24 protein-coding genes are annotated in these 24635 nt (G+C 69.1%); 14 read left to right on the top strand and 10 right to left on the bottom strand.

The window, feature by feature from the left end:
• Window positions 1–100 precede the first annotated feature (100 nt).
• The 4 genes from CI089_RS10820 to CI089_RS10805 all read left to right on the top strand — a co-directional run bounded on the left by CI089_RS10820 (window position 101) and on the right by CI089_RS10805 (window position 3486).
• Entirely contained in the window at window positions 101–685 is a 585-nt protein-coding gene (locus CI089_RS10820) for an ATP-dependent Clp protease proteolytic subunit (protein WP_023950833.1), read from the top strand.
• A gap of 23 nt (window positions 686–708) precedes the next feature.
• Entirely contained in the window at window positions 709–1374 is a 666-nt protein-coding gene (locus CI089_RS10815) for an ATP-dependent Clp protease proteolytic subunit (RefSeq protein ID WP_023950830.1), read from the top strand.
• 171 nt (window positions 1375–1545) lie between these two features.
• A complete protein-coding gene (clpX, locus tag CI089_RS10810; RefSeq protein WP_094261590.1) occupies window positions 1546–2814 on the top strand; it encodes an ATP-dependent Clp protease ATP-binding subunit ClpX in 1269 nt (422 codons plus the stop codon).
• Between the two features lie 57 nt (window positions 2815–2871).
• Window positions 2872–3486: a dihydrofolate reductase family protein gene (locus CI089_RS10805; protein ID WP_094261589.1), complete on the top strand. Its 615-nt coding sequence runs from the start codon at window positions 2872–2874 to the stop codon at window positions 3484–3486.
• Here CI089_RS10805 and CI089_RS10800 read toward each other — a convergent pair.
• On the bottom strand, window positions 3483–5522 hold the full coding sequence (locus tag CI089_RS10800) for a M3 family metallopeptidase (protein ID WP_094261588.1): 2040 nt from the start codon (window positions 5520–5522) through the stop codon (window positions 3483–3485). The two genes, CI089_RS10805 and CI089_RS10800, sit on opposite strands and share 4 nt — an antisense overlap.
• Window positions 5523–5590: 68 nt before the next feature.
• Here CI089_RS10800 and CI089_RS10795 point away from each other — a divergent pair, with 68 nt between their 5' ends.
• Window positions 5591–6214, top strand: coding sequence for a winged helix-turn-helix domain-containing protein (locus CI089_RS10795; protein WP_094261587.1), 624 nt, complete (start codon window positions 5591–5593; stop codon window positions 6212–6214).
• 2 nt (window positions 6215–6216) lie between these two features.
• Window positions 6217–7536: an MFS transporter gene (locus CI089_RS10790; protein WP_143738988.1), complete on the top strand. Its 1320-nt coding sequence runs from the start codon at window positions 6217–6219 to the stop codon at window positions 7534–7536.
• Window positions 7537–7555: 19 nt separating this feature from the next.
• Here CI089_RS10790 and CI089_RS10785 read toward each other — a convergent pair whose 3' ends face one another.
• The 5 genes from CI089_RS10785 to CI089_RS10765 form a co-directional block, all read right to left on the bottom strand.
• Window positions 7556–7789: a hypothetical protein gene (locus CI089_RS10785; RefSeq protein WP_094261586.1), complete on the bottom strand. Its 234-nt coding sequence runs from the start codon at window positions 7787–7789 to the stop codon at window positions 7556–7558.
• Between the two features lies 1 nt (window position 7790).
• Complete coding sequence (gene valS, locus CI089_RS10780) at window positions 7791–10370, bottom strand: valine--tRNA ligase (RefSeq protein WP_094261585.1); 2580 nt, start codon at window positions 10368–10370, stop codon at window positions 7791–7793.
• Window positions 10371–10474: 104 nt separating this feature from the next.
• Window positions 10475–11296: a MetQ/NlpA family ABC transporter substrate-binding protein gene (locus CI089_RS10775; RefSeq protein WP_094261584.1), complete on the bottom strand. Its 822-nt coding sequence runs from the start codon at window positions 11294–11296 to the stop codon at window positions 10475–10477.
• 32 nt (window positions 11297–11328) lie between these two features.
• On the bottom strand, window positions 11329–12000 hold the full coding sequence (locus CI089_RS10770) for a methionine ABC transporter permease (RefSeq protein ID WP_094261583.1): 672 nt from the start codon (window positions 11998–12000) through the stop codon (window positions 11329–11331).
• Window positions 11997–12749, bottom strand: coding sequence for a methionine ABC transporter ATP-binding protein (locus CI089_RS10765; RefSeq protein WP_094261582.1), 753 nt, complete (start codon window positions 12747–12749; stop codon window positions 11997–11999). Before CI089_RS10765 ends, CI089_RS10770 begins: the two co-directional genes overlap by 4 nt.
• Before the next feature lie 45 nt (window positions 12750–12794).
• On the opposite strand from CI089_RS10765, the gene CI089_RS10760 reads away from it, so the two are divergent.
• Window positions 12795–13211 (top strand): OsmC family protein, encoded by a 417-nt coding sequence (locus tag CI089_RS10760; protein ID WP_094261581.1) that lies wholly within the window; start codon window positions 12795–12797, stop codon window positions 13209–13211.
• A gap of 9 nt (window positions 13212–13220) precedes the next feature.
• On the opposite strand, the gene CI089_RS10755 is transcribed toward CI089_RS10760, so the two are convergent.
• Window positions 13221–13727 carry a GNAT family N-acetyltransferase gene (locus tag CI089_RS10755; RefSeq protein WP_094261580.1) on the bottom strand — a complete coding sequence of 169 codons (507 nt, stop codon included), beginning with the start codon at window positions 13725–13727 and terminating at the stop codon, window positions 13221–13223.
• Window positions 13724–14407: a hypothetical protein gene (locus tag CI089_RS10750; RefSeq protein WP_094261579.1), complete on the bottom strand. Its 684-nt coding sequence runs from the start codon at window positions 14405–14407 to the stop codon at window positions 13724–13726. Before CI089_RS10750 ends, CI089_RS10755 begins: the two co-directional genes overlap by 4 nt.
• A 212-nt stretch (window positions 14408–14619) precedes the next feature.
• Here CI089_RS10750 and ileS point away from each other — a divergent pair, with 212 nt between their 5' ends.
• The 4 genes from ileS to ndk are packed head-to-tail and all read left to right on the top strand — an operon-like array spanning window position 14620 to window position 20153.
• On the top strand, window positions 14620–17997 hold the full coding sequence (ileS, locus tag CI089_RS10745; RefSeq protein ID WP_094261578.1) for an isoleucine--tRNA ligase: 3378 nt from the start codon (window positions 14620–14622) through the stop codon (window positions 17995–17997).
• Window positions 17994–19346, top strand: a complete 1353-nt coding sequence (locus tag CI089_RS10740) for a bifunctional folylpolyglutamate synthase/dihydrofolate synthase (protein WP_094261577.1) — start codon at window positions 17994–17996, stop codon at window positions 19344–19346. The genes ileS and CI089_RS10740 overlap by 4 nt, the downstream gene beginning before the upstream one ends.
• Window positions 19334–19735 carry a DUF4233 domain-containing protein gene (locus tag CI089_RS10735; RefSeq protein ID WP_094261576.1) on the top strand — a complete coding sequence of 134 codons (402 nt, stop codon included), beginning with the start codon at window positions 19334–19336 and terminating at the stop codon, window positions 19733–19735. The genes CI089_RS10740 and CI089_RS10735 overlap by 13 nt, the downstream gene beginning before the upstream one ends.
• 1 nt (window position 19736) lies before the next feature.
• Window positions 19737–20153, top strand: coding sequence for a nucleoside-diphosphate kinase (ndk, locus tag CI089_RS10730; protein WP_094261575.1), 417 nt, complete (start codon window positions 19737–19739; stop codon window positions 20151–20153).
• A gap of 63 nt (window positions 20154–20216) precedes the next feature.
• Here ndk and CI089_RS10725 read toward each other — a convergent pair whose 3' ends face one another.
• Window positions 20217–20816, bottom strand: coding sequence for a vitamin K epoxide reductase family protein (locus CI089_RS10725; protein ID WP_094261574.1), 600 nt, complete (start codon window positions 20814–20816; stop codon window positions 20217–20219).
• Window positions 20817–21094: 278 nt separating this feature from the next.
• On the opposite strand from CI089_RS10725, the gene CI089_RS10720 reads away from it, so the two are divergent.
• The gene (locus tag CI089_RS10720; protein WP_094261573.1) at window positions 21095–23491 is read left to right on the top strand and encodes an Rne/Rng family ribonuclease; all 2397 of its coding nucleotides are present in this window, start codon (window positions 21095–21097) and stop codon (window positions 23489–23491) included.
• Between the two features lie 34 nt (window positions 23492–23525).
• On the opposite strand, the gene CI089_RS10715 is transcribed toward CI089_RS10720, so the two are convergent.
• Entirely contained in the window at window positions 23526–23798 is a 273-nt protein-coding gene (locus CI089_RS10715) for a DUF4031 domain-containing protein (protein WP_094261572.1), read from the bottom strand.
• 232 nt (window positions 23799–24030) lie between these two features.
• Between CI089_RS10715 and rplU the strand changes: the two genes are divergently transcribed.
• Window positions 24031–24339, top strand: a complete 309-nt coding sequence (gene rplU, locus CI089_RS10710) for a 50S ribosomal protein L21 (protein ID WP_023950787.1) — start codon at window positions 24031–24033, stop codon at window positions 24337–24339.
• A gap of 17 nt (window positions 24340–24356) precedes the next feature.
• Window positions 24357–24614, top strand: a complete 258-nt coding sequence (gene rpmA, locus CI089_RS10705) for a 50S ribosomal protein L27 (RefSeq protein ID WP_023950785.1) — start codon at window positions 24357–24359, stop codon at window positions 24612–24614.
• Window positions 24615–24635 lie beyond the last annotated feature (21 nt).

Genomic DNA, 24635 nt, shown 5'->3' with positions numbered 1-24635 from the left:
CGGGAGGTGACACGGGCTATGCCCACGGCGAACACGGCCGGGCGCGTGCGACGGCGTCGGTAGATTCGACACGTCACGAAACTTCGGATCAGGAGCACACATGGCTGACCCCCTCATCGCAACAAGCGTCTTCGACAGACTGCTCAAGGACCGCATCATCTGGCTCGGGTCGGAGGTGCGCGACGAGAACGCGAACGAGATCTGCGCGAAGATCCTCCTGCTCGCCGCCGAGGACTCCGAGAAGGACATCTACCTCTACATCAACTCGCCGGGTGGCTCCATCACCGCCGGCATGGCGATCTACGACACGATGCAGTTCGTTCCGAACGACATCGTCACCGTGGGCATCGGCATGGCCGCCTCGATGGGCCAGCTGCTGCTGACCGCCGGCACCAAGGGCAAGCGCTACATCACGCCCAACGCGCGAGTCCTCCTGCACCAGCCGCACGGCGGGTTCGGCGGCACGGCCAGCGACATCCAGACGCAGGCGCAGCTGATCCTCGACATGAAGCGCCGCCTCGCCGAGATCACCGCAGCGCAGACCGGCAAGTCGGTCGAGCAGATCAACGCCGACGGCGATCGCGACCGGTGGTTCACCGCTCAGGAGGCCCTCGAGTACGGCTTCGTGGACCACATCCGCGAGTCGGCCACCGACGTGGTCGGCGGCGGCGGCACCGAGAACTGATCGACCGAAGGAGAAAGACAACGATGAACACACCCGCCTTCGGCCTTCCCCACGGCGCAGCGATGCCCTCGAGCCGGTACATCCTGCCGCAGTTCGAGGAGCGCACGGCCTACGGCTACAAGCGTCAGGACCCGTACAACAAGCTGTTCGAGGACCGCGTCATCTTCCTCGGCGTGCAGGTCGACGACGCGTCCGCCGACGACGTCATGGCCCAGCTGCTCGTGCTCGAGTCGCAGGACCCCGACCGCGACATCATCATGTACATCAATTCGCCCGGTGGCTCGTTCACGGCCATGACGGCGATCTACGACACGATGCAGTACGTGTCGCCCCAGATCCAGACGGTCGTGCTCGGTCAGGCTGCTTCCGCGGCGTCGGTCCTGCTCGCGGCCGGCGCTCCCGGCAAGCGCCTCGCGCTTCCGAACGCCCGCATCCTCATCCACCAGCCCGCCGTGGGCGAGGCCGGCCACGGGCAGGCGTCGGACATCGAGATCCAGGCCGCCGAGATCCTGCGGATGCGGACATGGCTCGAGGAGACCATGGCGCGACACACCAACCGTACGCAGGAGCAGGTCAACAAAGACATCGACCGCGACAAGATCCTGTCGGCGCACGAGGCGATGGAGTACGGCATCGTCGACCAGGTGCTGACGTCTCGCAAGCGCACGCCCGCCGCGATCACGTCCTGAGCGGCGCGAGCGCGACACGTATGGCCCCGGCGACCAGCCGGGGCCATACGTGTCGCTGCGGCGGCTCGACTCGAACCCTGCGCAAATCCGCGGGGATGTCTGCGGGAGAGGTTAGGCTCGGAGCACCACGCTCTCAGGGGAGCGATGGATTCCGGCATCCAGGAGGGGTACATGGCTCGCATCGGTGAGAGTGCCGACCTGTTCAAGTGCTCGTTCTGCGGAAAGAGTCAGAAGCAGGTCCAGCAGCTGATCGCAGGACCCGGTGTCTACATCTGCGACGAGTGCGTCGAGCTGTGCAACGAGATCATCGAAGAGCGCATGGCGGAGTCGGGCGACGAGTCGGTGGCGGAGTTCGACCTTCCCAAGCCGCGCGAGATCTTCTCCTTCCTCGAGGAGTACGTCGTCGGGCAGGACCCGGCCAAGCGTGCGCTCTCGGTCGCGGTGTACAACCACTACAAGCGCGTGCGCGCACACTCGACGCTGCAGCCCGCCGAGCAGCGCGCTGACGACGTCGAGATCGCCAAGAGCAACATCCTGCTGCTCGGGCCCACCGGCTGCGGCAAGACCTATCTCGCGCAGACGCTCGCCAAACGACTCAATGTTCCCTTCGCCGTCGCCGACGCGACGGCTCTGACGGAGGCCGGCTACGTCGGCGAGGACGTCGAGAACATCCTCCTCAAGCTCCTCCAGGCGGCCGACTTCGACGTCAAGCGCGCCGAGACCGGCATCATCTACATCGACGAGGTCGACAAGATCGCCCGCAAAGCCGAGAACCCCTCCATCACGCGAGACGTCTCCGGCGAAGGAGTCCAGCAGGCATTGCTGAAGATCCTCGAGGGCACGGTCGCGTCCGTTCCGCCGCAGGGAGGACGCAAGCACCCCCACCAGGAGTTCATCCAGATCGACACGACCAACGTGCTGTTCATCGTCGCGGGCGCCTTCGCGGGCCTCGAGGAGATCATCTTGTCCCGCGTCGGCAAGCATGGCGTGGGGTTCGGCGCCCCGTTGCAGGAGAAGGACAAGGAGCTCGATCTGTTCCGCGAGGTCGAGCCCGAAGACCTGCACAAGTTCGGTCTCATCCCCGAGTTCATCGGCCGTCTCCCCGTGGTCACCTCGGTTTCCCCGCTCGACCAGAAGGCGCTCATCGAGATCCTCACGGGCCCGAAGAATGCGTTCGTGAAGCAGTATCAGCGAATGTTCGAGCTCGACGGCGTCGAGCTCGAGTTCGAAGACGACGCGCTGCGCGCGATCGCCGATCTCGCCGTGGCGCGGAAGACCGGCGCCCGCGGCCTTCGCGCGATCCTCGAGGATGTCCTCGGGCCCATCATGTTCGAGATCCCGTCGGCCGACGATGTCGACAAGGTCATCGTGACCCGTGCGGCCGTTGACGACGGCGCCGCGCCGACCTTGGTACTGCGTCAGAAGCGCAAGAGCGCCTGACGCGCGCAGGCACGGCGACGCCCGAGTGATGTCGGGGGTTCCGACTAGCCTGCCGACATGCGACGCATCATCTACGACACGGCGAGCTCGCTCGACGGCTACATCGCCGACGCCGCTGATTCGCTCTCCTGGCTGTTCGCGGTCGACGGAGGCGACGAGCCCGACGCCAGCCTGATCCCCGCCGACGCCGGTGTCCTGGTCGAGGGGTCCACGACGTACGAATGGCTCCTCGCTGAGTCGGATCTGCTCGCGCACCCCGATCGGTGGCACGAGTTCCACGGCGACCGGCCGACGTTCGTGTTCACGTCACGTGAGCTGCCCCGGCCGACCGGCGCGGACGTCAGGTTCGTCTCCGGGCCTGTCTCGACCGTCCTCCCTCGCATCCGTCAGGCAGCCGGTGACCACGACGTCTGGGTCGTCGGCGGCGGAGATCTGGCCGGGCAGTTCTTCGACGCCGATGCGCTCGACCAGATCGCCGTATCGGTCGCGCCCGTGACTCTCGGCGGGGGAGCGCCCGTGCTTCCGCGACGTATCGAGTCCGACCGGCTCTCGCTGCGGTCGGCCGAGCAGGTGGGCGCTTTCGCGCGGCTGGTCTACGACGTGGCGCCCGCCGGCGGGAGTCGTGCGCGAAGTGCTCCCGCCGACGGCGTCCCCCGGGAGAGCGCGCGCTAGACGGTGAGCCCGCGGCGCACGAGGAGGGGCTCGATGCGGGCGTCGCGCCCCCGGAAGTCACGGTATGCCTCCAGGGGGTCCTTCGATCCGCCGACGCCGAGCAGGCGTTGCCGGAACCGGTCGCCGTTCGGGCGGGTCAGGCCGCCGTTCTCCGAGAACCACTCGACGGTGTCGGCGTCGAGGACCTCGCTCCAGATGTAGGAGTAGTACCCGGCGCTGTACCCGCCCGAGAAGATGTGCGCGAAGTAGGCCGACGAGTAGCGCGGCGGCACCGCGGGGTCGTCGAGGCCGATGTCCGCGAGAGCCGCGGCTTCGAAGGCTGCCACGTCGGTGACGGCCGCCGCCTCATCGGCGCTGAGCGAGTGCCAGGCGAGATCGAGCCACGCAGCGGCGAGGTACTCGCTCGTCGCGAATCCCTGGTTGAACGTCCCGGATGCCTCCAGTCGGTCGATGACATCGGACGCGATCGGTTCGCCGGTCTCGACATGGCGAGCGTAGTTCGCCAGCACCTCGGGGCGGTAGATCCACATCTCGTTGACCTGGCTCGGGAACTCGACGAAGTCTCGGAACACGCTGGTTCCGGCGAAGCTCGGATACGTGACGGTGGCGAACAACCCGTGCAGGGCATGTCCGAACTCGTGGAAGAGGGTCGTGACCTCGTTGAGCGTCAGCAGCGTCGGGGTACCCGGCGCCGGCTGAGGGACGTTGAGGTTGTTGACGACGATCGGTGTCGTCCCGCGCAGCTTCGACTGCGAAGCGATCGAGTTCATCCAGGCCCCGCCCCGCTTGGTGTCGCGGGTGTAGAGGTCGAGGATGAAGAGCCCGAGGTGCGAGCCGTCCTCGTCGGACACCTCGAACACGCGCGCATCCTCGTGATAGGCGGGAAGGTCGTCGCGCTCATGGAAGGTGATGCCGTAGAGCTGTGTCGCCGCGAAGAAGACACCGTCGCGCAACACGCGCTCAGCCTCGAACCACGGGCGGAGGGCGGTCGTGTCGATGTCGAGTGTGGTCGCGCGCACGCGCTCGGTCGCGAAGGCCCAGTCAGCGGGACCCACCTCGGCGCCCAGGACATCCCGAAGCGCCCGCTTCTCCTGCTGGGCATTGCGTGCCGCCGCGGCGGCGAGTCGGCGCAGCAACGATGTCACCGCATCCGGGCTGCCCGCCGTCTGATCGGAGGTGACGTATGCCGCGTGAGACGGGAAGCCCAGCAATTCGGCGCGCTCGGCACGCAGCCGAACGATCTCGAGCAGCACGGGGCGGTTGTCGTGCGGGCCGGGCCTCGAGCCCCGCGCACGCGACGCCTCGAGGATCCGTCGCCGCGACTGCGGGTTCGTGAGCGAAGCGAGCGACGGGTGGCCCGTGAACAGAGTGAGCGTGACCACGTAAGCGCCGGTCAGTCCCCGGTCCGCGGCCGCGCGCGCCGCGGCGGAGATCTCGCCCTCGCTCAGCCCGTCGAGCTCCTCCCGCGAGTCGAAGACGACGGCGAGATCGTTGGTGTCTGCCAGGAGATTCTTCTCGAAGGTCGTGGTGAGCACGGAGAGTCGGCTGTTGAGCTCGGTCAGTCGCCGCTTCGCCCCGGCGTCGAGCCCGGCGCCGGCGTGCGTCATCTGCACGAACCGCCGCTCCAACAGGTACCGCTGCTCGGCGCTCAGTTCGAGCTCCTCCCGTGTCGCGTGCAGCCTCTCGATCCTGCCGTAGAGGCGCGCATCGAGAAGGATCGCGTCGGAGTGCGCAGACATCATCGGCGCGAGCCTCTCATCAACTGCCTGCACCGCCGGCGTGGCGTCCGCGGAGCTGACGGTGAAGAAGGTTCGCGCGATCTCGCCGAGGAGCCGCCCGCTGCTCTCCCATGCCTCGACGGTGTTCTCGAAGGTGGGCGGTTCGGGGTTCGCGGCGATCGCGTCGATCTCGGCTCGCTGCCGAGCGAACGCCTCCTCGAAAGCGGGCAGGTAGTGATCCGCCTCGATATCACGGTAGTCGGGGAGACCCCAGGGGAGGGACGAAGCGGTCAGGAGCGGATTCGAGGATGCCGTCATGCGCCTAGCCTACGCGGAACACAAAGAAGTTGTTGCAAAGGCCTGTTTGCAAAGCTACCTTTGGTGTCATGAACGAAACCAACGGCGACGAGCGGGCGTCGCGCGACGTCCGCACGCTCGACTCCGGCGCGCTGCGCGCCCTCGCGCATCCCGTTCGCGTGCGGCTGTACGACATCCTCAGTCAGCAGGGCCCCCAGACGGCGAGCTCGCTGGCAGCCATGACGGGGGAGTCGTCCGGTTCCACGAGCTATCACCTACGCGCCCTCGCGAAGCACGACCTGATCCGCGAGATCCCGGATCGCGGCACCGCGCGCGAGCGGTGGTGGGAGCGCCCCTCGGGGGGCGTGTCCTTTCCCGGACCGGACGCCTTGCGGACCCCCGCTGGGCGTGCCGCGACGCAGGTCGTGATGGGCGAGTTCCTCGACCGCCGTCACGAGCAGCTCATGCGCTTCGTCGGGACCACATTGCGCGATGAGCTCGACCCCTGGGCGGAGAACGCCCTCATCACCTCGGCCACCGTCTCGCTGACCGTCGAGCAGCTCGGCGAGGTGAACGCGAGGATCCAGCGTGTCATCGATGACGTGGTCGACGAGTATCGCGTCGACGAAGGCGCCGATGAGACGCCGTCCGCGGACCGCCGCATCGTCTCGCTGCGCGCCGAAGCATTTCCGATCGCGACAGAGAGCGACTGATCATGAGCGTCGTCACCGACACCTCGACCCAGGCCCCCGAGTCCGCGCGCTCCCGCCCCCTCGGGCGGGACTTCTCGCGGCTGTGGTCCGCCGCCGCGTTCAGCAACCTTGCGGACGGCCTCGGCCGCACGGCGGTTCCGCTCATCGCAACGACGCTCACGCGTGACCCGCTGCTGATCTCGCTGCTCGGTGCGGCAGCGTTCGTCCCGTGGCTCGTCTTCGGTGTGCCGGCCGGCGTCATCGTCGACCGGTTCGACCGGCGCCGCGTCATGGCCCTGGCCAACACCGTGCGCGGCGCGGCAGCCGTCGGGTTGGCGGTGCTCACCGTCACCGGCGGCCTCGACGTGGTGTGGCTCCTGATCGGAACGCTCGTCTTCGGCTTCGGCGAGACGCTCTTCGACAACGCCACCAACGCGGTCATCCCGAGCGTCGTCGACCGAGACCAGCTGGATCGAGCCAACGGACGGATCCAGGCCGCGCAGATCACCATCGACAGCTTCCTCGCGCAGCCGGTCGCCGGTGTCCTGTTCGCCGTGTCGCTCGCGCTGCCGCTGTGGCTCGGTGCCGCCGGCTACATCGTTCCGATCGCACTCGCGCTCCTTCTTCCGCTCGCTGCGGCGCGGTCTCGGGCGACGACCGTCGTCGGCGCGCAGCAGGGCGAGGTCGTCGCCGGCACAGTGCCGGAGCCTCTGCCCGCGCCGACCGTCGCACCGGTCCCCGCCGGCGAGGCGCTGCGGTACCTCTGGCGACACCGATTCCTGCGGGCGCTGGTCGTGTTCACCTCAGTGGTCGGATGCGCTTTCGCCTTCGCGCAGGCACCGACGCTCCTCTACTTCCTGGATGTCCACGGGGTACCTGAGATCGCCATCGGGTTCGTCACGGCGGGCGTCGGAGTCGGCGCCCTCGCCGGCTCGCTCGTCGCTGCCCGCATGGTCGCACGATGGGGGCGCGGCAACGTGATGTGGGGAGCGAACCTGGCAGCGGCCGCGTGCATGGTGGCCGTCGGCTTCGCGCCGAACGTCGTCGTCGCGGTCATCGCCTACGCGGGGATGGCGTTCGCGGTCTCGCTCTGGAACGTCCCATGGGGTGCGCTGCGCCAGCAGATCATTCCGCCGGCGCTGTTCGGACGCACTCTCGGCATCATCCGGACCCTCACCTGGGGACTCTTTCCGGTGGCGACGATCCTAGGCGGGCTGGTCGCGTCGATCGACCTGCGACTGCCCTTCATCGCCGCCGGCGCGGTCTGCATCGTCGCGACGGCGGTGTGCACGCGACTCATCCGATCCGCGTCCGGCCAGGGCTCTCCCGCCGCCTCGGAGTGAGCGGCGGGAGAGTGGGGCGTCAGAACGTGTCGTCGTCTATCTGGCCGACGACGGGATCACCGGCAGCATCGAGCGAGACGACGACGCCGTTCTCCAACTCGGCGACGGGGCGCCCCTCGAGCCAGGTCAGGGTCCACTTCGGACGGGGATCGACGTCGAGCACGCGATCCACCGCCCGGACCTGATCACGGAACGCGGCCGGCAGGGAGGCCGGCGGCTCATCGCCGCTGGTCCACCGGGTTCCCAGACGCACCTCAGGCCTCCTGCGGGGCCAGCTCGACGCGCTCCACGACGAGATCGCCGTCGCCGTCGAGGAGCTCGAGCTCCGTGATGCGGCCGACCGCCTTCAGGTCGCCCTCGGCGCGGCGCAGGCGCTCGATCGTCGCGGCATCCGCGCGCAGCGTCAGTACCGAGACCGGAGTCTTCTGCGAGGCCTTCGCCTCGGTCTTCGCCCGTCGGATGCCGATGAGCGCCGCGCTGGCCGCGGTGAGCACGTCGGGATCGCCGGCGATGCCACTCGCCTCAGGCCAGGATGCCGTGTGCACCGAGCCCTCCTCGAACCACGACCACGCCTCCTCCGCGGCGAAGGCGAGGACCGGGGCCAGCAGACGCAGCAGCGAGGACAACGCGAGGCGCAGCGCGAGGGCCGCCGAAGCCTGGCCCGCGTCGGTACGGTCGTATGCGCGCTCCTTGACGAGCTCGAGGTAGTCGTCACAGAACGTCCAGAAGAACGCCTCGGTGATCTCCAGTGCGCGAGCGTGGTCGTAAGCCTCGAACGCACGCGTGGCGTCGACGATCACCCGGTCGAGCGTCGCGAGCATGGCGGCGTCGAGGTCGTGGGTCACGGCCGCACCGTCGGGCACGGGGAACGAGAGCACGAACTTCGCCGCGTTGAGCACCTTGATGGCCAGACGGCGGCCGATCTTCACCTGCGTCGGGTTCTGCGGGTCGAACGCGGCGTCGGAACCGAGGCGGCTGGACGCGGCCCAGTAGCGGACCGCATCGGTGCCGTGCTGCGCGAGGATGTCGGCCGGGGTGACGACGTTTCCCTTCGACTTCGACATCTTCTTGCGGTCGGGGTCGACGATGAAGCCGGAGATCGCGGCATCCGACCACGGCGCGCGGCCGTCTTCGAGAGCGCTGCGGAGCATCGTGGAGAAGAGCCAGGTGCGGATGATGTCCTGCCCCTGCGGCCGCAGGTCGAACGGCGCGACGAGCTGCCACAGCTCGTCGTCGCGCTGCCAGCCGCCCGCCAGCTGCGGGGTCAGCGACGACGTCGCCCAGGTGTCGAAGATGTCGCGCTCGGCGTCGAACCCGCCCGGCACACCGCGCTGTTCCGCGCTGTAGCCGGGGGGGACATCGGTGGTCGGGTCGATCGGGAGCTGGGCGAGATCGGGGGTGATGACGCGCTCGTAATCGCGTTCGCCGTTCTCGTCGAGGCCGTACCAGATCGGAATGGGCACGCCGAAGAATCGCTGACGCGACACGAGCCAGTCGCCCGTGAGACCGTTGGTCCAGTTCTCGTAGCGCACCCGCATGAAGTCGGGGTGCCACGACATCTCCTGACCGAGCGAGATGAGTCGCGTCCGCAGCTCTTCGTCGCGGGCTCCGTTTCGCAGGTACCACTGACGGGTCGAGACGATCTCGAGCGGACGGTCGCCCTTTTCGAAGAACTTCACCGGGTGGCTGAAGGGCTTGGACACCTCGAGAAGCTCGCCGGACTCCTGCAGGAGCTCGACGATGCGCTTCTTGGCGCTGAAGACGGTCTTGCCGGCGAGTTCCGCGTAGGCGGCGCGTGCGGCGTCCGTGACGATGACGTCGGGTGCGTCGGCGACGATGCGGCCGTCGTGCCCGAGGATCGTCCGGTTGGGAAGGTCCAGCTCGCGCCACCAGATGATGTCGGTCACGTCGCCGAAGGTGCAGATCATCGCGATTCCCGAGCCCTTGTCGGGCTGAGCGAGGTGGTGCGGAAGGACCGGCACCTCGACGTCGAAGAGCGGCGTGCGCACGGTCTTGCCGAAGTACGGCTGATAGCGCTCGTCATCGGGGTTCGCGACGAGGGCGACGCACGCCGGCAGCAGCTCGGGCCGCGTCGTCTCGATGTGGATGTCGCCGCTGCCGTCGGTCTTGTGGAACGCGAGCCGGTGGTACGACGCCTGCTGCTCACGATCCTCGAGCTCGGCCTGAGCGATGGCGGAGCGGAAGTCGATGTCCCACAGCGTGGGAGCGAGCGCCTGATAAGCCTCGCCGCGCTCGAGGTTGCGGAGGAACGCGAGCTGGCTGGTGCGGATGGTCTCGTCGGAGATGGTGCGATACGTCTGGGTCCAGTCGACGGAGAGCCCGAGCTGACGGAAGAGCGACTCGAACTGCTTCTCGTCCTCGATCGTCAGCTTCTCGCACAGCTCGATGAAGTTGCGGCGGCTGATGGGCACCTGGTCGGCCGCGCGGCTCGACTTGTTGTCGCCGCCCTCGAACGGCGGGACGAACGACTCGTCGTACGGGAGTGTCGGGTCGCAGCGTACGCCGTAGTAGTTCTGGACCCGGCGCTCGGTGGGAAGACCGTTGTCGTCCCAACCCATCGGGTAGAAGACGCTCTTGCCGCGCATGCGCTCGAAGCGCACCTTGAGGTCGGTGTGGGTGAAGGAGAACACGTGACCGATGTGCAGCGACCCGGATGCCGTCGGGGGAGGCGTATCGACGGAGAAGACGCCCCCGCGGCCCGTTTCAGCGGCGCGCGCGCGGTCGAACAAGTAGGTGCCCTGGTCGGCCCAGGCGGCGTCCCACTTCTGCTCGAGGCCTTCCAGAGCGGGCTTCTCGGGGATGTGCGCTGTCATGGGAACTCCTCGACGATATGTGCGGCACTGTGTGAGCGTGCCTGAGTGTGCGTCGTCCGAGTCTACCGGGGGTGGGGCGCTGCGCCGGCGCCCCACCCGTGAGGTCAGAAGGCGGCCTCGATGGTCTCGTTGCCCTCGATGACCTTGCGCACCTCGTCGCTCGTGAAGGCGTCGATCAGTGCCTTCGTGGCGGGGGAGTCCGCCTCGGCCGAGGGCACCACGAGCTGCAGCGCGAAGCGGTCGTCGAGTTCGGTGAGCAGGCCGTCGTCCTGAGGTGTCAGGCCGAGCGCGGCGATGTGCGACGGCCACTGGAAGACCAGGTCCGCCTCGTCGTACGCCGTGTTCAGCTGATTGATCTCGAGCGAGAGGAACTGCAGGTTCTTCGGGTTCTCCGCGACATCGTCGAGCGTCGCGGTGTACGGGTCGATGCCCGGGGTCAGGCCGAGGATGCCGGCGTCGGCGAGGAGCTTGAGCGCACGGGCGGTGTTCGACGAGTCGTTCGGGATGGCGACCGTCGCACCGTCGGGGAGCTGATCGATGTCGGTCAGGGTCTTCGAGTAGAACGCGATGACGAAGTTGTAGATGGGCTGGACCGCCTCGAGCGACGCCCCGTTCTTCTCGTTGAACTCCTGCATGTACGGCTCGTGCTGTGAGAAGTTCGCGTCGATGTCGCCGGCGGCGAGCATGTTGTTGACCGTGACGTAGTCCGAGACCGGAACGAGCTCGATCTCGTACCCGTCGGAGATCGCCGCCCCTGCGGCCTCGACGATGTCGGTCGCGGGGGCGGTCACCGCGCCCACGCGCAGTGTCGTGACGCCGGATTCGGCGTTACCCGGTGAGCCGGTGCAACCGGCGAGCAGCCCGGCGGCGGCCAGGGTGGCGATCGTCGCCGTGACGAGGCGAGCGCGAACGGAGCGAAGGGGCATGGGTTCTCCTTGTGAGAGTCGATGGGCAGATGTCAGCGGTGGTCGAGACGGATCGACAGGCGGTGACCGATCGATTGGATGACCAGCACGACGACGAGGATGACGGCGATCGTGAAGTACATCAGCGGGTAGTCGTACTCCTGGTAGCCGTAGCGCAGTGCGAAGTCGCCGATCCCGCCGCCGCCCACCACCCCGAGCACCGTGGAGTACGACAGCAGGCTGATCGTCGCCGACGTCAGGGCGTAGACGAGGCCGGGGAAGGCCTCCGGGAGGAGGAAGCGCAGGATCGTCTGCGGAAGCGTCGCTCCCATCGTGCGGGCGACCCGCGGGATGCCGGGGCTGATCTCGCGCAGGATCTGCTCGACCAGACGCGCGTAGATGGCGACGGCGACGAAGCACAGCGAGAACGTCGCCGCGGGCGTGCCGAACGTCGTCCCGTAGACGAGCCGGGTCACCGGCACGAGGAACACGACGAGGAGCAGGAACGGGAACGATCGGACGACGTTGATGAAGAGGTTCCCGGTCCACCAGACCACGCGGTTCGGTGCGGCGCCGCCCCGGCGGGTCAGGTACACGAGCATGCCGAGAGGGAGCCCGAGGAGCACCGCCGCCGCGAGCGAGACGAGAAGCATGTATCCGGTCTCGCCGAGGGCCTCGAGCAGGTCCTCACCCCGGCGACCGAGCGATTCGGCGAGGTCGCTCATGCGCCGAGCTCCCGTCGGGCCCGGTCGAGGTAGCTCTCCGAGCCGAGGTCGGCCTCGGGCTCCACCCGCAGGATGTCGTGGACGCGGCCGTCTTCGAACAGGGCGACGCGGTCGCAGACCCGCCGGACGACGGCCAGATCGTGCGTGACGACGACCACCGTCGTGCCGAACCGGTCGCGGGCCGCTCGGAGGAGTGCGAGCACACCGTCGGTCGTGGTGGCATCGAGCGACGAGGTCGGCTCGTCGCACAGCAGGATGTCGGGACGGGCCACGAGCGCGCGGGCGATGCCGACGCGCTGGCGCTGACCTCCGCTCAGCTCGGCGGGGTACGCGTCTTCACGACCGCCCAGACCGACGAAACGCAGGACCTCGTCGACCGAAGCCCGTCGCTCGCGCTCGCGATCGCGCCCACTCAGATCGAGGGCGATGGAGACGTTCTGTCGCACGGTCCGGTTCGCCAGAAGGTGCACGCCCTGGAAGACCACCCCGATGCGGCGGCGAAGCATGCGCAGCGCCGGCCGGCTCAGACGGTGGGGGTCCTGGCCCAGCACGCGCACGGCGCCCGCCGTCGCGGAGATCTCGCCCGTGAGCAGGGCGAGGAGGGTGCTCTTCCCCGCGCCGCTCTCGCCGATGACCCCGAAGATCTCACCCGGCGCGACCGTGAGATCGATGCCGGACAGTGCACGAGTACCGCCGGGGTACGTGACGCCGACCCCGCTCAGGGAGATCGGATCGTCGGTCGGGAGCACGCAGCATCCTCCAATAGTTGGACGACGTTCAACTATAGTCGACGCATGGTCACCCGGTACCGCACCTCAGCTCTGAACGACGACGGCGGGACGGGGGTCAGCCGCGTTCCGAACGGCCTCGAAGTCGCTGTGTCCAACCCCTTGCAGCCGGGTCACGACACGCGCGCGAGCAACCCCGAGCAGCTGCTCGCCCTGGCATGGGCGACGTGCCTGAACGCCACGGCGCAGGCGATCGTGTCGGGGGCGCGCCGCACCGCCGTGCGTGTCGAGGTCGCCCTGCGCGATGCCGACGGGCGCACGGGATACGAATTCGTCGTGACCGCCTTCGTCTCGGGCGAGGGCCTGGACGAGACCGAGGCCTCGAGCCTCGCCGTCGCTGCGCACGAGCGTTGCCCGATCTCGCGCCTGCTTCAGGCGTCGCCGCTCGCGGAGGTGCGCGGCGAGGCCTGGTCAGCGGCCTGACGAGGCCCCTCAGCGGTCGACGGCGAAGCCGAGGTGAGGCATGTCCACGCCTCGGTAGTGCACCATGAATCGGCGGCGAACGGTCATGCCGAGCCGGATGGCCACGTTCATGGACGCGATGTTGGTGTCACGGACCTTGGCCCAGATGGCGGGGGCACCGAGTTCGCGGAACCCCCAGTCCCGCGCCGCGACCGCGGCCTCGGTCGCATATCCCTGGTGCCAATGCGCCCGCTGGAAGAGGTAGCCGACCTCGAGCACCTGTTCGTCGCCGACGAACTGACGCGTGATCCCGCACTGCCCGATCATGCCGACGCCGGGGAGGTCGACGGCCCAGAGGCCGAACCCGTCCTCCTCGTAGCGGCGGAGATTGCGCGCGAGCCACTGGGCGCTTTCGGCGTTGTCGAACGCCCCCTCGTAGGCGGTCATCGCGATGGGGTCGGTCAGGATCTCGCGGAGCGGGCCCAGGTCGTCCTCGGTCATCAGCCGGAGGACCAGACGGTCGGTGCGGGCGATCATCGGCTCGGCTCCTCGGTGGATGCCTCATCGCGCACGTCCCATCCGAGCGCAGCGGCGAACGCGGGCGCATGCGCCTCGACCTGCCGTCGGGAGGCCGTCGCTCCGGCCAGCGCACGGATGTCGGTGAAGGCGAGTGCATCCAGCCCGCGCAGGTCGAGATCCGTGCTCGACAGGGCACGCGTGTCGAACTCATCCACCGTGGTGCCGCTGAAACGGACTCGCTCGAGCATCGCGCCCGGAGCGTCGAGAGTGCCGATGCGGCAATCGACGATGACGACGTCGCGCAACGTCGCCGCGGGCACCGAGAGGTAGTCGATCCGGATGCCGCGGAGGATGACGCCGTCCCAGCGAGCGCGCTGAGCGTCGAGGGTGCCGATCCGCCCGCCGCTGAGCGTCACGGTGCGCCAGCTGCCGTCGCCCGAGCGGAGCTCGGCCGTCGCGAGGTCGCGGATCAGCACCTCGGCGAGCACCGCGCCGGTGAGATCGAGCCGGTCGGGGGTCCCGGGCCCGAGGATGCTCTCGCTCACTCGCGCGTGGGCGCCCTCGGCCGGCCCGCCTCCGACCGTGATCGAGGACCCGACGAGATCTGCGTGCCGAGACAGGATGGCGGGCTCGAGGTGACGAGGGAGGTCGGGATCGCTCGCGCGAGGGGGAGCGGGGCGGGAACGCGGGCGGGCCATACCTTCAGCGTATGCCGACGGTATGATGGGGTCATCAGCACCGATCCGGCCATCACCGGGGAGCTCTCGGAAGAACGGCGGTCATCCGCCCAGTAGAACCGAGCGGGGCAGGCCCGTGACAGCCGCTGGGAGAGTGGCCCTCCGGGGCAAGCGGGGTGGTACCGCGGTCGCACGATCGTCCTCGCAGGAAGTCCGACCCTGCGAGAGAAGCCATGACCTATCCGAAGTCCTCTGCTTTCGGCCCCGCCGCCGACAGCGTCGTGCCTAGCCCCCGCTTCCCGGACGTCGAGCGCGAGGTGCTGGCGTTCTGGGAGCGCGACGACACGTTCCGCAGCTCCATCGCGCGACGTGAGGGAGCGCCCGAGTGGGTCTTCTACGACGGCCCGCCCTTCGCCAACGGTCTGCCGCACTACGGCCACCTGCTCACCGGGTACGCGAAGGACGTCTTCCCCCGTTTCCAGACGATGCGCGGCAAGAAGGTCGACCGCGTCTTCGGGTGGGACACCCACGGCCTCCCGGCTGAGCTCGAAGCGATGAAGCAGCTCGGGATCACCGAGAAGAGCGAGATCGAGGCGATGGGCATCGCCGCCTTCAACGAGAAGGCGCGCTCCTCCGTGCTCGAGTACACGCGCGAGTGGGAGGACTACGTCACCCGCCAGGCGCGCTGGGTCGACTTCGAGCGCGGGTACAAGACTCTCGACACGGGCTTCATGGAGTCGGTGCTCTGGGCCTTCAAGGAGCTGTGGGACAAGGACCTCGCGTACGAGGGGCACCGCGTGCTGCCCTACTGCTGGCGCGACGAGACCCCCCTGTCGAACCACGAGCTGCGCATGGACGACGACGTCTACAAGATGCGCCAGGATCCCTCGGTGACCGTCACCTTCCCGTTCGTGGGTGCGAAGGCCGAGTCGCTCGGGCTCACCGGTGTGCGCGCGCTCGCATGGACGACGACGCCGTGGACTCTGCCGACGAACCTCGCCCTCGCCGTCGGCCCCGACATCCGCTACGTCGTCCTGCCCGGCGGGCCGGCCGGTGCCGCCGACGTCCACGAGGACCGCGTCGAGGCCGACGCGCACCGCTACCTCCTGGCCGAGGACCTGCTGAGCGGCTACGCGAAGGACCTCGGGTACGCCGACGCCGACGAGGCGCGCGCGGCGGTCGAGCGGACGCTTGTGGGCAGCGAGCTCGCCGATGTGCAGTACGACCGGCTCTTCGACTACTACGCGGATGCCGAGACCTGGGGCACCGGTTCCGCGTGGCGGGTGCTCGTCGACGACTACGTCACCACCACGGACGGCACCGGAATCGTCCACCAGGCTCCGGCCTACGGTGAGGACGACCAGCGCGTGACGGCCGCGGCCGGCATCCCGCTGATCATGAGCCTCGACGACGGCGGGCGCTTCCTCCCGCAGGTCGCCGACGTCGCGGGAGAGCTGTGGATGGACGCCAACCGGCCCCTCATCCGCTTGCTGAAGGCCGATGGCCGTCTCCTGCGCGAGGCGAGCTACGAGCACTCGTACCCCCACTGCTGGCGCTGCCGCAATCCGCTGATCTACAAGGCGGTGTCGAGCTGGTTCGTGCGCGTCACGGCGATCAAGGACCGCCTGCTCGAACTCAACGAGCAGATCACCTGGGCGCCCGAGAACGTCAAGCACGGACAGTTCGGCAAGTGGCTCGAGGGCGCGCGCGACTGGTCCATCAGCCGTAACCGCTTCTGGGGTTCGCCGATCCCGGTCTGGAAGAGCGACGATCCCGAGTACCCGCGCACCGATGTCTACGGCTCGCTCGCCGACATCGAACGCGACTTCGGGCGTCTGCCCCGCAACGAGGCGGGCGAGGTCGACCTGCACCGGCCGTTCATCGACGACCTCACACGTCCGAACCCCGACGACCCCACCGGCCGCTCGACGATGCGCCGCATCGAGGACGTCTTCGACGTCTGGTTCGACTCGGGGTCGATGCCGTACGCGCAGGTGCACTACCCCTTCGAGAACCGGGAGTGGTTCGACGAGCACGCCCCGGCCGACTTCATCGTGGAGTACATCGGACAGACCCGCGGCTGGTTCTACGTCATGCACGTGCTCTCGGGTGCGCTGTTCGACCGGCCGGCGTTCTCGGGCGTCGCCTGCCACGGCATCGTGCTCGGCAGCGACGGTCAGAAGATGTCGAAGTCGCTGCGCAACTACCCGGACGTGTCCGAGGTCTTCGACCGCGACGGTTCCGACGCGATGCGGTGGTTCCTGATGGGGTCGTCGGTGCTGCGCGGCGGCAACCTCGTCGTCACCGAAGAGGGCATCCGGGCGGGCGTGCGGGAGTTCCTGCTTCCGCTGTGGAACACCTGGTACTTCTTCGCCACCTATGCCAACGCGGCCGGCGGTGAGGGCGGGGCCGGGTACGAGGCGCGGCGGCGGACCGACTCCACGAACGTGCTCGACCGCTACATCCTGGCGCTGACCGGCGACCTGGTCCGCGATGTCGCCGCCGACCTGGCGGCCCTCGACTCGACGATGGCCGCCGCCAAGCTCCGCGACTTCGCCGAGGCGCTCACGAACTGGTACATCCGCCGCTCGCGTGATCGCTTCTGGGTCGGCGTCGTTCCTGGCGACGATTCCTCGACGGAGGCCTTCGACACCCTCTACACGGTGCTCGAGACGCTGACCCGTGTCGCCGCGCCGCTCCTCCCGCTCGTCAGCGAGCGGGTCTGGCAGGGGCTGACCGGGGGACGCAGCGTCCACCTGGAGGACTGGCCCGACGCCGCCGAGTTCGCTCCGGCCGCCGACATCCGCTCGGCGATGGATGCCGTCCGCGAGGTGTCTTCGGTCGCCAATGCGCTGCGGAAGAAGGAGGGCAAGCGCGTTCGGCTGCCCCTCCCGCAGCTCACCGTCGCGATCTCCGACGCGGCGGCTCTGGAGCAGTTCGCCGACATCCTCCGCGACGAGCTCAACGTGAAGGATGTCGCCGTCGCCGAGCTCTCCGACGACCTCGCGGCCTCGTACGGCATCAGCCAGCGCCTCTCCGTCAATGCCCGGGCGGCCGGTCCGCGACTGGGCAAGCGGGTGCAGCATGTCATCGCGGGTGCCCGGGCGGGCCTGTGGAGCGAGCAGGACGGCGTCGTGACCGTCGACGGCGTTGCCCTCGAGCCGGGGGAGTACGACCTGACCCTCGAGGCGGGTGGGGTCGCAGAGGGCACCGCCATCGCGCTCCTCTCCGGCGGCGGATTCGTGCTGCTCGACACGACGACCACTCCGCAGCTCGAAGCGGAAGGCCTCGCGCGCGACGTCATCCGGGCGGTGCAGGACACGCGCAAGGCGGCCGGTTTCGAGGTCAGCGACCGCATCCGTCTGGCGCTCGCGTTCGACGCCGACGAAGACGCGGCCGCCGTCGCATCGGCGTTCGACGCCGCCGACGTCGCGGGCGAGACCCTGGCTCGCGAATGGACCGTGCGTTCACGCTCGCAGACCCTCGCCTCCTCCGCGGAGTTCGATGCTGCCGGAGAGGCCGACTTCGCGGCCGTCGTCGCCGCGAAGACCTACGCGAACCGGGGCGATCTCACCGTGAGCGTCACCCGTCTGACAGGAGAGAGCGCATGACCGATCAGGCCCGCGCGGACGCCGTCTACACGGCGCTGCTGCAGCGTCAGGGGGAGCAATGGGTGCAGCCGCGAGTCGAGCGCACCCGGCGCGTCCTCGAGCTGCTGGACGACCCGCAGCGCACCTACCGCGTCGTGCACGTGACGGGAACGAACGGCAAGACGTCGACGAGCCGCATGATCGAGAGCCTCGTGCGGGCGCATGGGCTGCGTACCGGTCTCTTCACGAGCCCGCACCTCGAGCGCTTCACCGAGCGGATCCTCATCGACGGAGAGCCGATCGCGGATGCCGCGGTCGCCGACGCCTGGGAGGAGATCGCGCCCTTCGTCGACCTGGTCGACGCCGAGCTGGCCGCGGCCGGCGACGCCCCGCTGACGTTCTTCGAACTGCTGACGGTGCTCGCCTTCGTGGCCTTCTCCGACGCTCCGGTGGATGTGGCCGTCATCGAGGTGGGCATGGGCGGGTCGTGGGACTCGACCAACACCGCCGACGGCGACGTCGCGGTCATCGGCCCCGTGGCGCTCGACCACGCCGACCGTCTCGGCGAGACGATCGGCGAGATCGCCGCGGTCAAGGCGGGCATCATCAAGCCGGGCGCGGCCGTCGTCTCGGCCGCGCAGACTCCCGAGGCGGCCGCGCAGATCCGTGCCCGTGCCGCGGAGGTCGCCGCCACCGTGGGGTTCGCCGGCGAGGAGTTCGGTCTATCCGGCCACAGCCTCGCCGTGGGTGGTCAGCAGATCAGCGTGCGGGGCCGGGCGGGGGAGTACCCCGAGCTCTACCTGCCTCTGTACGGATCCCACCAGGCGGAGAACGCCGCGCTCGCGGTCGCCGCGGTCGAGGCCCTCATCGGGGCCGAGGATCAGGCGCTGCATCCGGAGGTCGTGGCGGACGGCCTCGGAGCGGTCACCTCTCCCGGCCGACTGCAGTTGCTCGGGATCAGCCCGACGGTGCTCGTCGACAGCGCACACAACCCCCACGGAGCCGCGGCCCTCGCCGCCGCGCTGCGGGAGTCGTTCGACTTCGACCAGTGGGGTGTCGTGCTGGGCGTTCTGGGAGACAAGGACGCCGACGGGATCGTCGACGCACTCGCACCGGTCGCCGCCCACGTCTTCGCGACCGCGCCGGACTCGGAGCGCGCCTCGGAGCCGACCCTCGTGGCCGACCTCGCGGAAGAACGCGGGCTCGGCGTCACCGAGCACCGCGATCTGGTCGAAGCGGCCGAGGCCGCGCGCGAGTGGGCGGCAGGCGGAGAGCGTCGGGCGGTGGTCATCGCCGGCTCCGTCGTGCTCGCCGGTGAGGCGATCGCCCTCGCCGCCGCGGAGGACTGGAAGTCGGGATGGCAGGCGTGAGCCGGCCCCGGGAGCGCCGCCGCCGCGGCGCGGCGGAGTCCCTCGGCTCCGTCGTCCTCGGGTTCGAGTCGATCGTCGTCTTCCTCGGCGGCCTCACGGTCTACGGACTCGGCGTTCTTCCCGACGGCGTACCGGACTGGTGGGGCGTCGTCGTGGGAGCGGTGCTCGCCGTCGCGATGATCGTCACCTCCGGCGTCCTCCGGCACCGCTGGGGGATCGTCCTGGGCTGGATGCTCCAGGTCGTCCTGGCCCTCGGCGTGTTCCTCGTCCCGGCGCTCGGAATCGTCGCGCTGGTTTTCGGCGGCATGTACGCGTATGCGACCATCAAGGGGGCTGCTCTCGACCGGCGGAACGCCGCCCTCGCAGCCGACGAATCGAACGGAGACTGACATGCCCACCGAAGAGACCCTCGTCCTCGTCAAGCCCGACGGCGTGGCCCGCGGACTCACCGGCGCGATCCTCGCTCGTATCGAAGCCAAGGGTTATGCGCTCGTCGACATCCGTCTCGTCGAGGCCGACCGTGAGCTGCTCGAGCGGCACTACGCCGAGCACGCCGGCAAGCCGTTCTACGAGCCGCTGCTCGAATTCATGCAGAGCGGTCCGTCGGTGGCCATCCGCCTCGCCGGCAACCGTGTCATCGAGGGCTTCCGGTCGCTCGCCGGGACCACTGACCCGACGACGGCTGCCCCCGGAACGATCCGCGGCGACTTCGGCCGCGACTGGGGCCTGGCGGTTCAGCAGAACCTCGTCCACGGGTCCGACAGCCCGGAGTCCGCAGCGCGCGAGCTGCAGATCTGGTTCGGCTGACCGACCCTGCGGCATCCCGCCCGCGACTCGACGTCACGACGTCGGCTCGCGGGCGTCGTCGTCTCAGAGGAAGCCGATCCAGTCCAGGCGGAGCTGCGCTACGACGGCGATCGCGACGTAGCTCAGGACAGCCAGGAGCGGAACCCAGCCCGACAGGGTGCCCGCGACCGCGCGGCCTCTGCGTGGGAGCGGAACGGCGCCCGAGCGCAAGACGTGAAGGGTCACGGCGTAGAAGCTCGGGATCGTCACGAACCAGGTGACCATGCACCACGGGCAGAGAGTGCCGAGCACGAAGATGCTCTGCGAGATGAGCCAGATCACGAATCCGAACGCGAACGCCATACCCGCCCAGAACAACAGCCAGAACCAGCGGGCGAAGCGCGCACCGGCGAGGATCGCCGCGCCCACCACGATGGGAGCGACCCAGCCGGTGAGCCCGAGCAGCGGGTTGGGGAATCCGAAGACCGACCCCTGCGGCGACGTCAGGTTGGCGCCGCACTGCACGACGAGATTGAAGTCGCAGGATGCCGTCGCCGTCGCGTCCTCGAGAAGGTGCAGTCGCTCGGTCGTCAGAGCGAAGGCGGCGACCCAGCCGATCACGCCCGCGATGATCAGCCAGACGGCGAGTGCGACGGGGCGGGCGTGGCTGCGGGGAGCGGACATGACCGCGATTATCCCACCGCTGCTGATGGCCCGGCCGTGAGCGTCGGAGCCCGCGTCCCACGAAGAGACGCGCGTAGTGCGATAATGGATGTCGATGCACGCACGCAGCCGCGCTGCGACAGTGCGTCACGAGAGACTTCGGGCAATGGCTGCCCACGCAGGCCGCGCCGAGAGCCGGCTGCACACCGAGTGAGTTCGCGGCTCATCCTTCCGGGAGCGACGCCGCCAGAGATGTGCCGGGTGGCGCGCGGTGCCGCCCGAAGAGGAGTACGCCAGTGATGGCCGACGATCGCAATGACAACCCGACCCCCGATGAGTCTGAAAACGCGGTAGACCCCGCCGCGGCCGAGCTGGCCGATGCCGTGACGTCGATCGACGCCACCGAGGAGCACATCGACAGCGGGCGGGCCGCCGAGGGCGACACCCCCGATCCGGCCCCCGAGGCCGATGACGCGGCGGCCCTGCCCGACGAGTCCGTGCCCGCTGAGGAGTCCGCTCCCGCGCAGGAGCCGGTTCCGCTGGAGGAGGAGGCTCCCTCCCAGCAGCCCGCCCCCACGGAGGAGCCCGCCCCCGCGGTAGAGCCCGCGCAGACCGAAGAGCCCGCTCCCACGGAGGAGCCCGCAGACGCCGGCCCCCCGACGGCGGTGTCGCTCGGTCTCCTGCCGGCTGAGTTCGTCTCCGCGGTGTCCACCGCGCTGCATTTCTACGCTCCCGAGATCCCGCCCCTCCCCGCGCTGCCGGACGACGCCGATGACGACGACTCCGGGTCCTCGTCGGGCTCGGGCAGCTCGCGCCGTCGGGGCCGGCGCCGCGGCGGGTCGAACGGCGACGACGGCAATGAGCCTGCTCCGCGCCAGCGCGCCGTCGAGCTCATCACCGAACCGCAGCGCATCAAGGGCTCCACCCGGCTCGAGGCGAAGAAGCAGCGCCGGCGCGACGGCCGCGAAGCAGGTCGTCGGCGCACCGTCGTGACCGAAGCCGAGTTCCTCGCCCGCCGCGAAGCGGTCGACCGGGTCATGATCGTCCGCTCGAAGAACGGTCGCATCCAGATCGCCGTGCTCGAGGACAACGTGCTCGTCGAGCACTACGTCGCGCGCAACCAGGATGCGTCGCTGATCGGCAACGTGTACCTCGGACGGGTGCAGAACGTGCTCCCGAGTATGGAGGCCGCATTCGTCGACATCGGTCGCGGTCGCAACGCGGTGCTCTACTCCGGCGAGGTCGACTGGGATGCCGTCGAGACGGGCAACCAGCCGCGCCGCATCGAGCTCGCCCTCAAGTCCGGCGACCGCGTGCTCGTCCAGGTCACGAAGGATCCGGTGGGGCACAAGGGTGCACGGCTCACGAGCCAGATCTCGCTTCCCGGCCGGTACCTCGTGTACGTACCCGGCGGCGCGATGAACGGCATCTCGCGCAAGCTCCCCGACACCGAGCGGGCGCGGCTCAAGCGCATCCTCAAGGAGGTCCTGCCCGAGTCGTCGGGCGTCATCGTGCGCACGGCGGCGGAGGGGGCGACGGAGGACCAGCTCACGCGAGACGTGCAGCGGCTCACCTCGCAGTGGGAGCACATCAGCTCGCAGCTCGAGAAGATCCAGGCTCCCGCGCTTCTGCACTCCGAGCCCGACCTTCTCGTGAAGATCGTGCGGGACGTCTTCAACGAGGACTTCTCGCGCATGCTGATCCAGGGCGACGAGGCCTACTCGACCATCACGTCGTACCTCACGGGAGTCGCGCCCGATCTCCTCGAGCGCGTCGAGAAGTACGAGGACGAGCAGGACCCGTTCGACGCGTTCCGGGTCACGGAGCAGATCGAGAAGGCACTGGACCGCAAGGTGTGGCTGCCCTCGGGCGGTTCGCTCGTGATCGACCGCACCGAGGCCATGACCGTGGTCGATGTGAACACGGGGAAGTTCGTCGGATCGGGCGGCAATCTCGAGGAGACCGTCACCAAGAACAACCTCGAGGCCGCTGAGGAGATCGTCCGGCAGCTGCGCCTGCGCGACATCGGCGGCATCATCGTCGTCGACTTCATCGACATGGTGCTCGAGTCCAACCGTGATCTCGTGCTCCGGCGTCTGATCGAATGCCTGAGCCGTGACCGGACGAAGCACCAGGTCGCCGAGGTGACGTCGCTGGGGCTCGTCCAGATGACGCGCAAGAAGCTGGGCCTCGGACTCCTGGAGACCTTCAGCGAGGCGTGCGAGGTGTGCGCCGGCCGCGGCGTCATCGTCCACCACGATCCGGTGGTCAAGCACCGCGGCGCCGGTTCGCAGAACGGCAACGGCAACGGCTCGGCGCGCCGCAACGGCCGCGGCGGCGGCAACGCGGCTCCCGCGCCCGCGAACGGCGGCACCCACGTCATCACCGAGGGCGCGAAGTCGGCACTCGCTCAGATCGCCGCGTCGACCATACAGGCGACCGCCGCGGAGGAGGACGCCGAGATCATCGCCGTCCCGGTCGAGACCGAGACCGAGCCCGTCGAGCGCCCGAAGAAGCCGCGGCGCAAGAAGGCAGAGCCCAAGGGCCCGCGCACCGAGAAGGACCTGCTCCTCGACTCGGTGCTCAATGCGCTCCCCGAGCCGAAGGCCCCGGGTCAGGGCCGCGGGCGTCGCCGCGTGACGACCGCCGCCCTCAGCGGCACGCCGGTGTCGGCTGCGCCGGCCTCGGACGACTGACGCGCATTGTCGAGACGAACGCCGCGGGATCGCTTCAGATCCCGCGGCGTTCGCGCGTGGTGACGCGCAGCCCGGAGGCGATGAGGCGACGCACCAGTTCGTGTCCGGACACGTGCTGAGCGCCGCCGGCGACCAGGCGGTCGAACGCGGAATCGGGGACGTCGTAGTGGTCGAGGTCGAAGGCTCGGGCGGGCACCTCATGGCGGCGGGCGAACGCGTGCAGTTCATCGAGATCCGAGTCGCTGACGAGGTGCGACCAGAGCCGGCCGTGCGCCGGCCAGCGCGGATCGTCGATCAGTATCGCCATCCTCCGATCCTACGAAGCGGATGCCGCGGGGGCGCCGGCTGCGACACACCCGGCCGTCCTTTTGCCGGATCTCCCGGCATCCGGTAAAGTGGACCCTTGGTGCAGCGAGTCCGTCGACGTCCCGTCATGATCGCGGCTCAGCCACAGGATCATCTGGGGCACGCGCACCAAGACTTTCCAGTCTCGCAAAGACAATCGGAGCCGTGCGCTCCACAGAAGAAACAGGTGTGAAGTGGTTTACGCAGTTGTGCGCGCCGGCGGCCGTCAGGAGAAGGTCGAGGTCGGCACGATCGTCGTCCTCGATCGTCAGGCGGCTCAGATCGGTGACAAGCTCGAGCTTCCCGCCGTTCTCCTCGTCGACGGCGACGCCGTGACCACCGACGCTGACAAGCTCGCGAAGGTCACGGTCACCGCCGAGGTTCTCGGTGAGGAGCGCGGCCCGAAGATCGTGATCCAGAAGTTCAAGAACAAGACCGGCTACAAGAAGCGCCAGGGCCACCGTCAGGACCTCACGCGCGTCAAGATCACCGGCATCAAGTAAGCCAGGGAGACGCAGAGATGGCACACAAAAAGGGCGCAAGCTCCACCCGTAACGGTCGTGACTCCAACGCACAGCGCCTCGGCGTGAAGCGCTTCGGCGGCCAGGCCGTCAACGCCGGCGAGATCCTCGTCCGCCAGCGCGGCACCCACTTCCACCCCGGCGCCAACGTCGGCCGTGGCGGCGACGACACCCTGTTCGCACTCGCGGCCGGTGCCGTCGAGTTCGGCACGAAGGGTGGCCGCAAGGTCGTCAACATCGTGGCGGCAGCCGAGTAATTCGGACCAGACCACTTCGCG

The organism is Microbacterium sp. Yaish 1, from assembly GCF_002245215.1.
GTDB lineage: Bacteria > Actinomycetota > Actinomycetes > Actinomycetales > Microbacteriaceae > Microbacterium.
The sequence above is the reverse complement of the archived record's forward strand: the minus strand, read 5'-3'. Positions and strand labels throughout refer to the sequence as shown.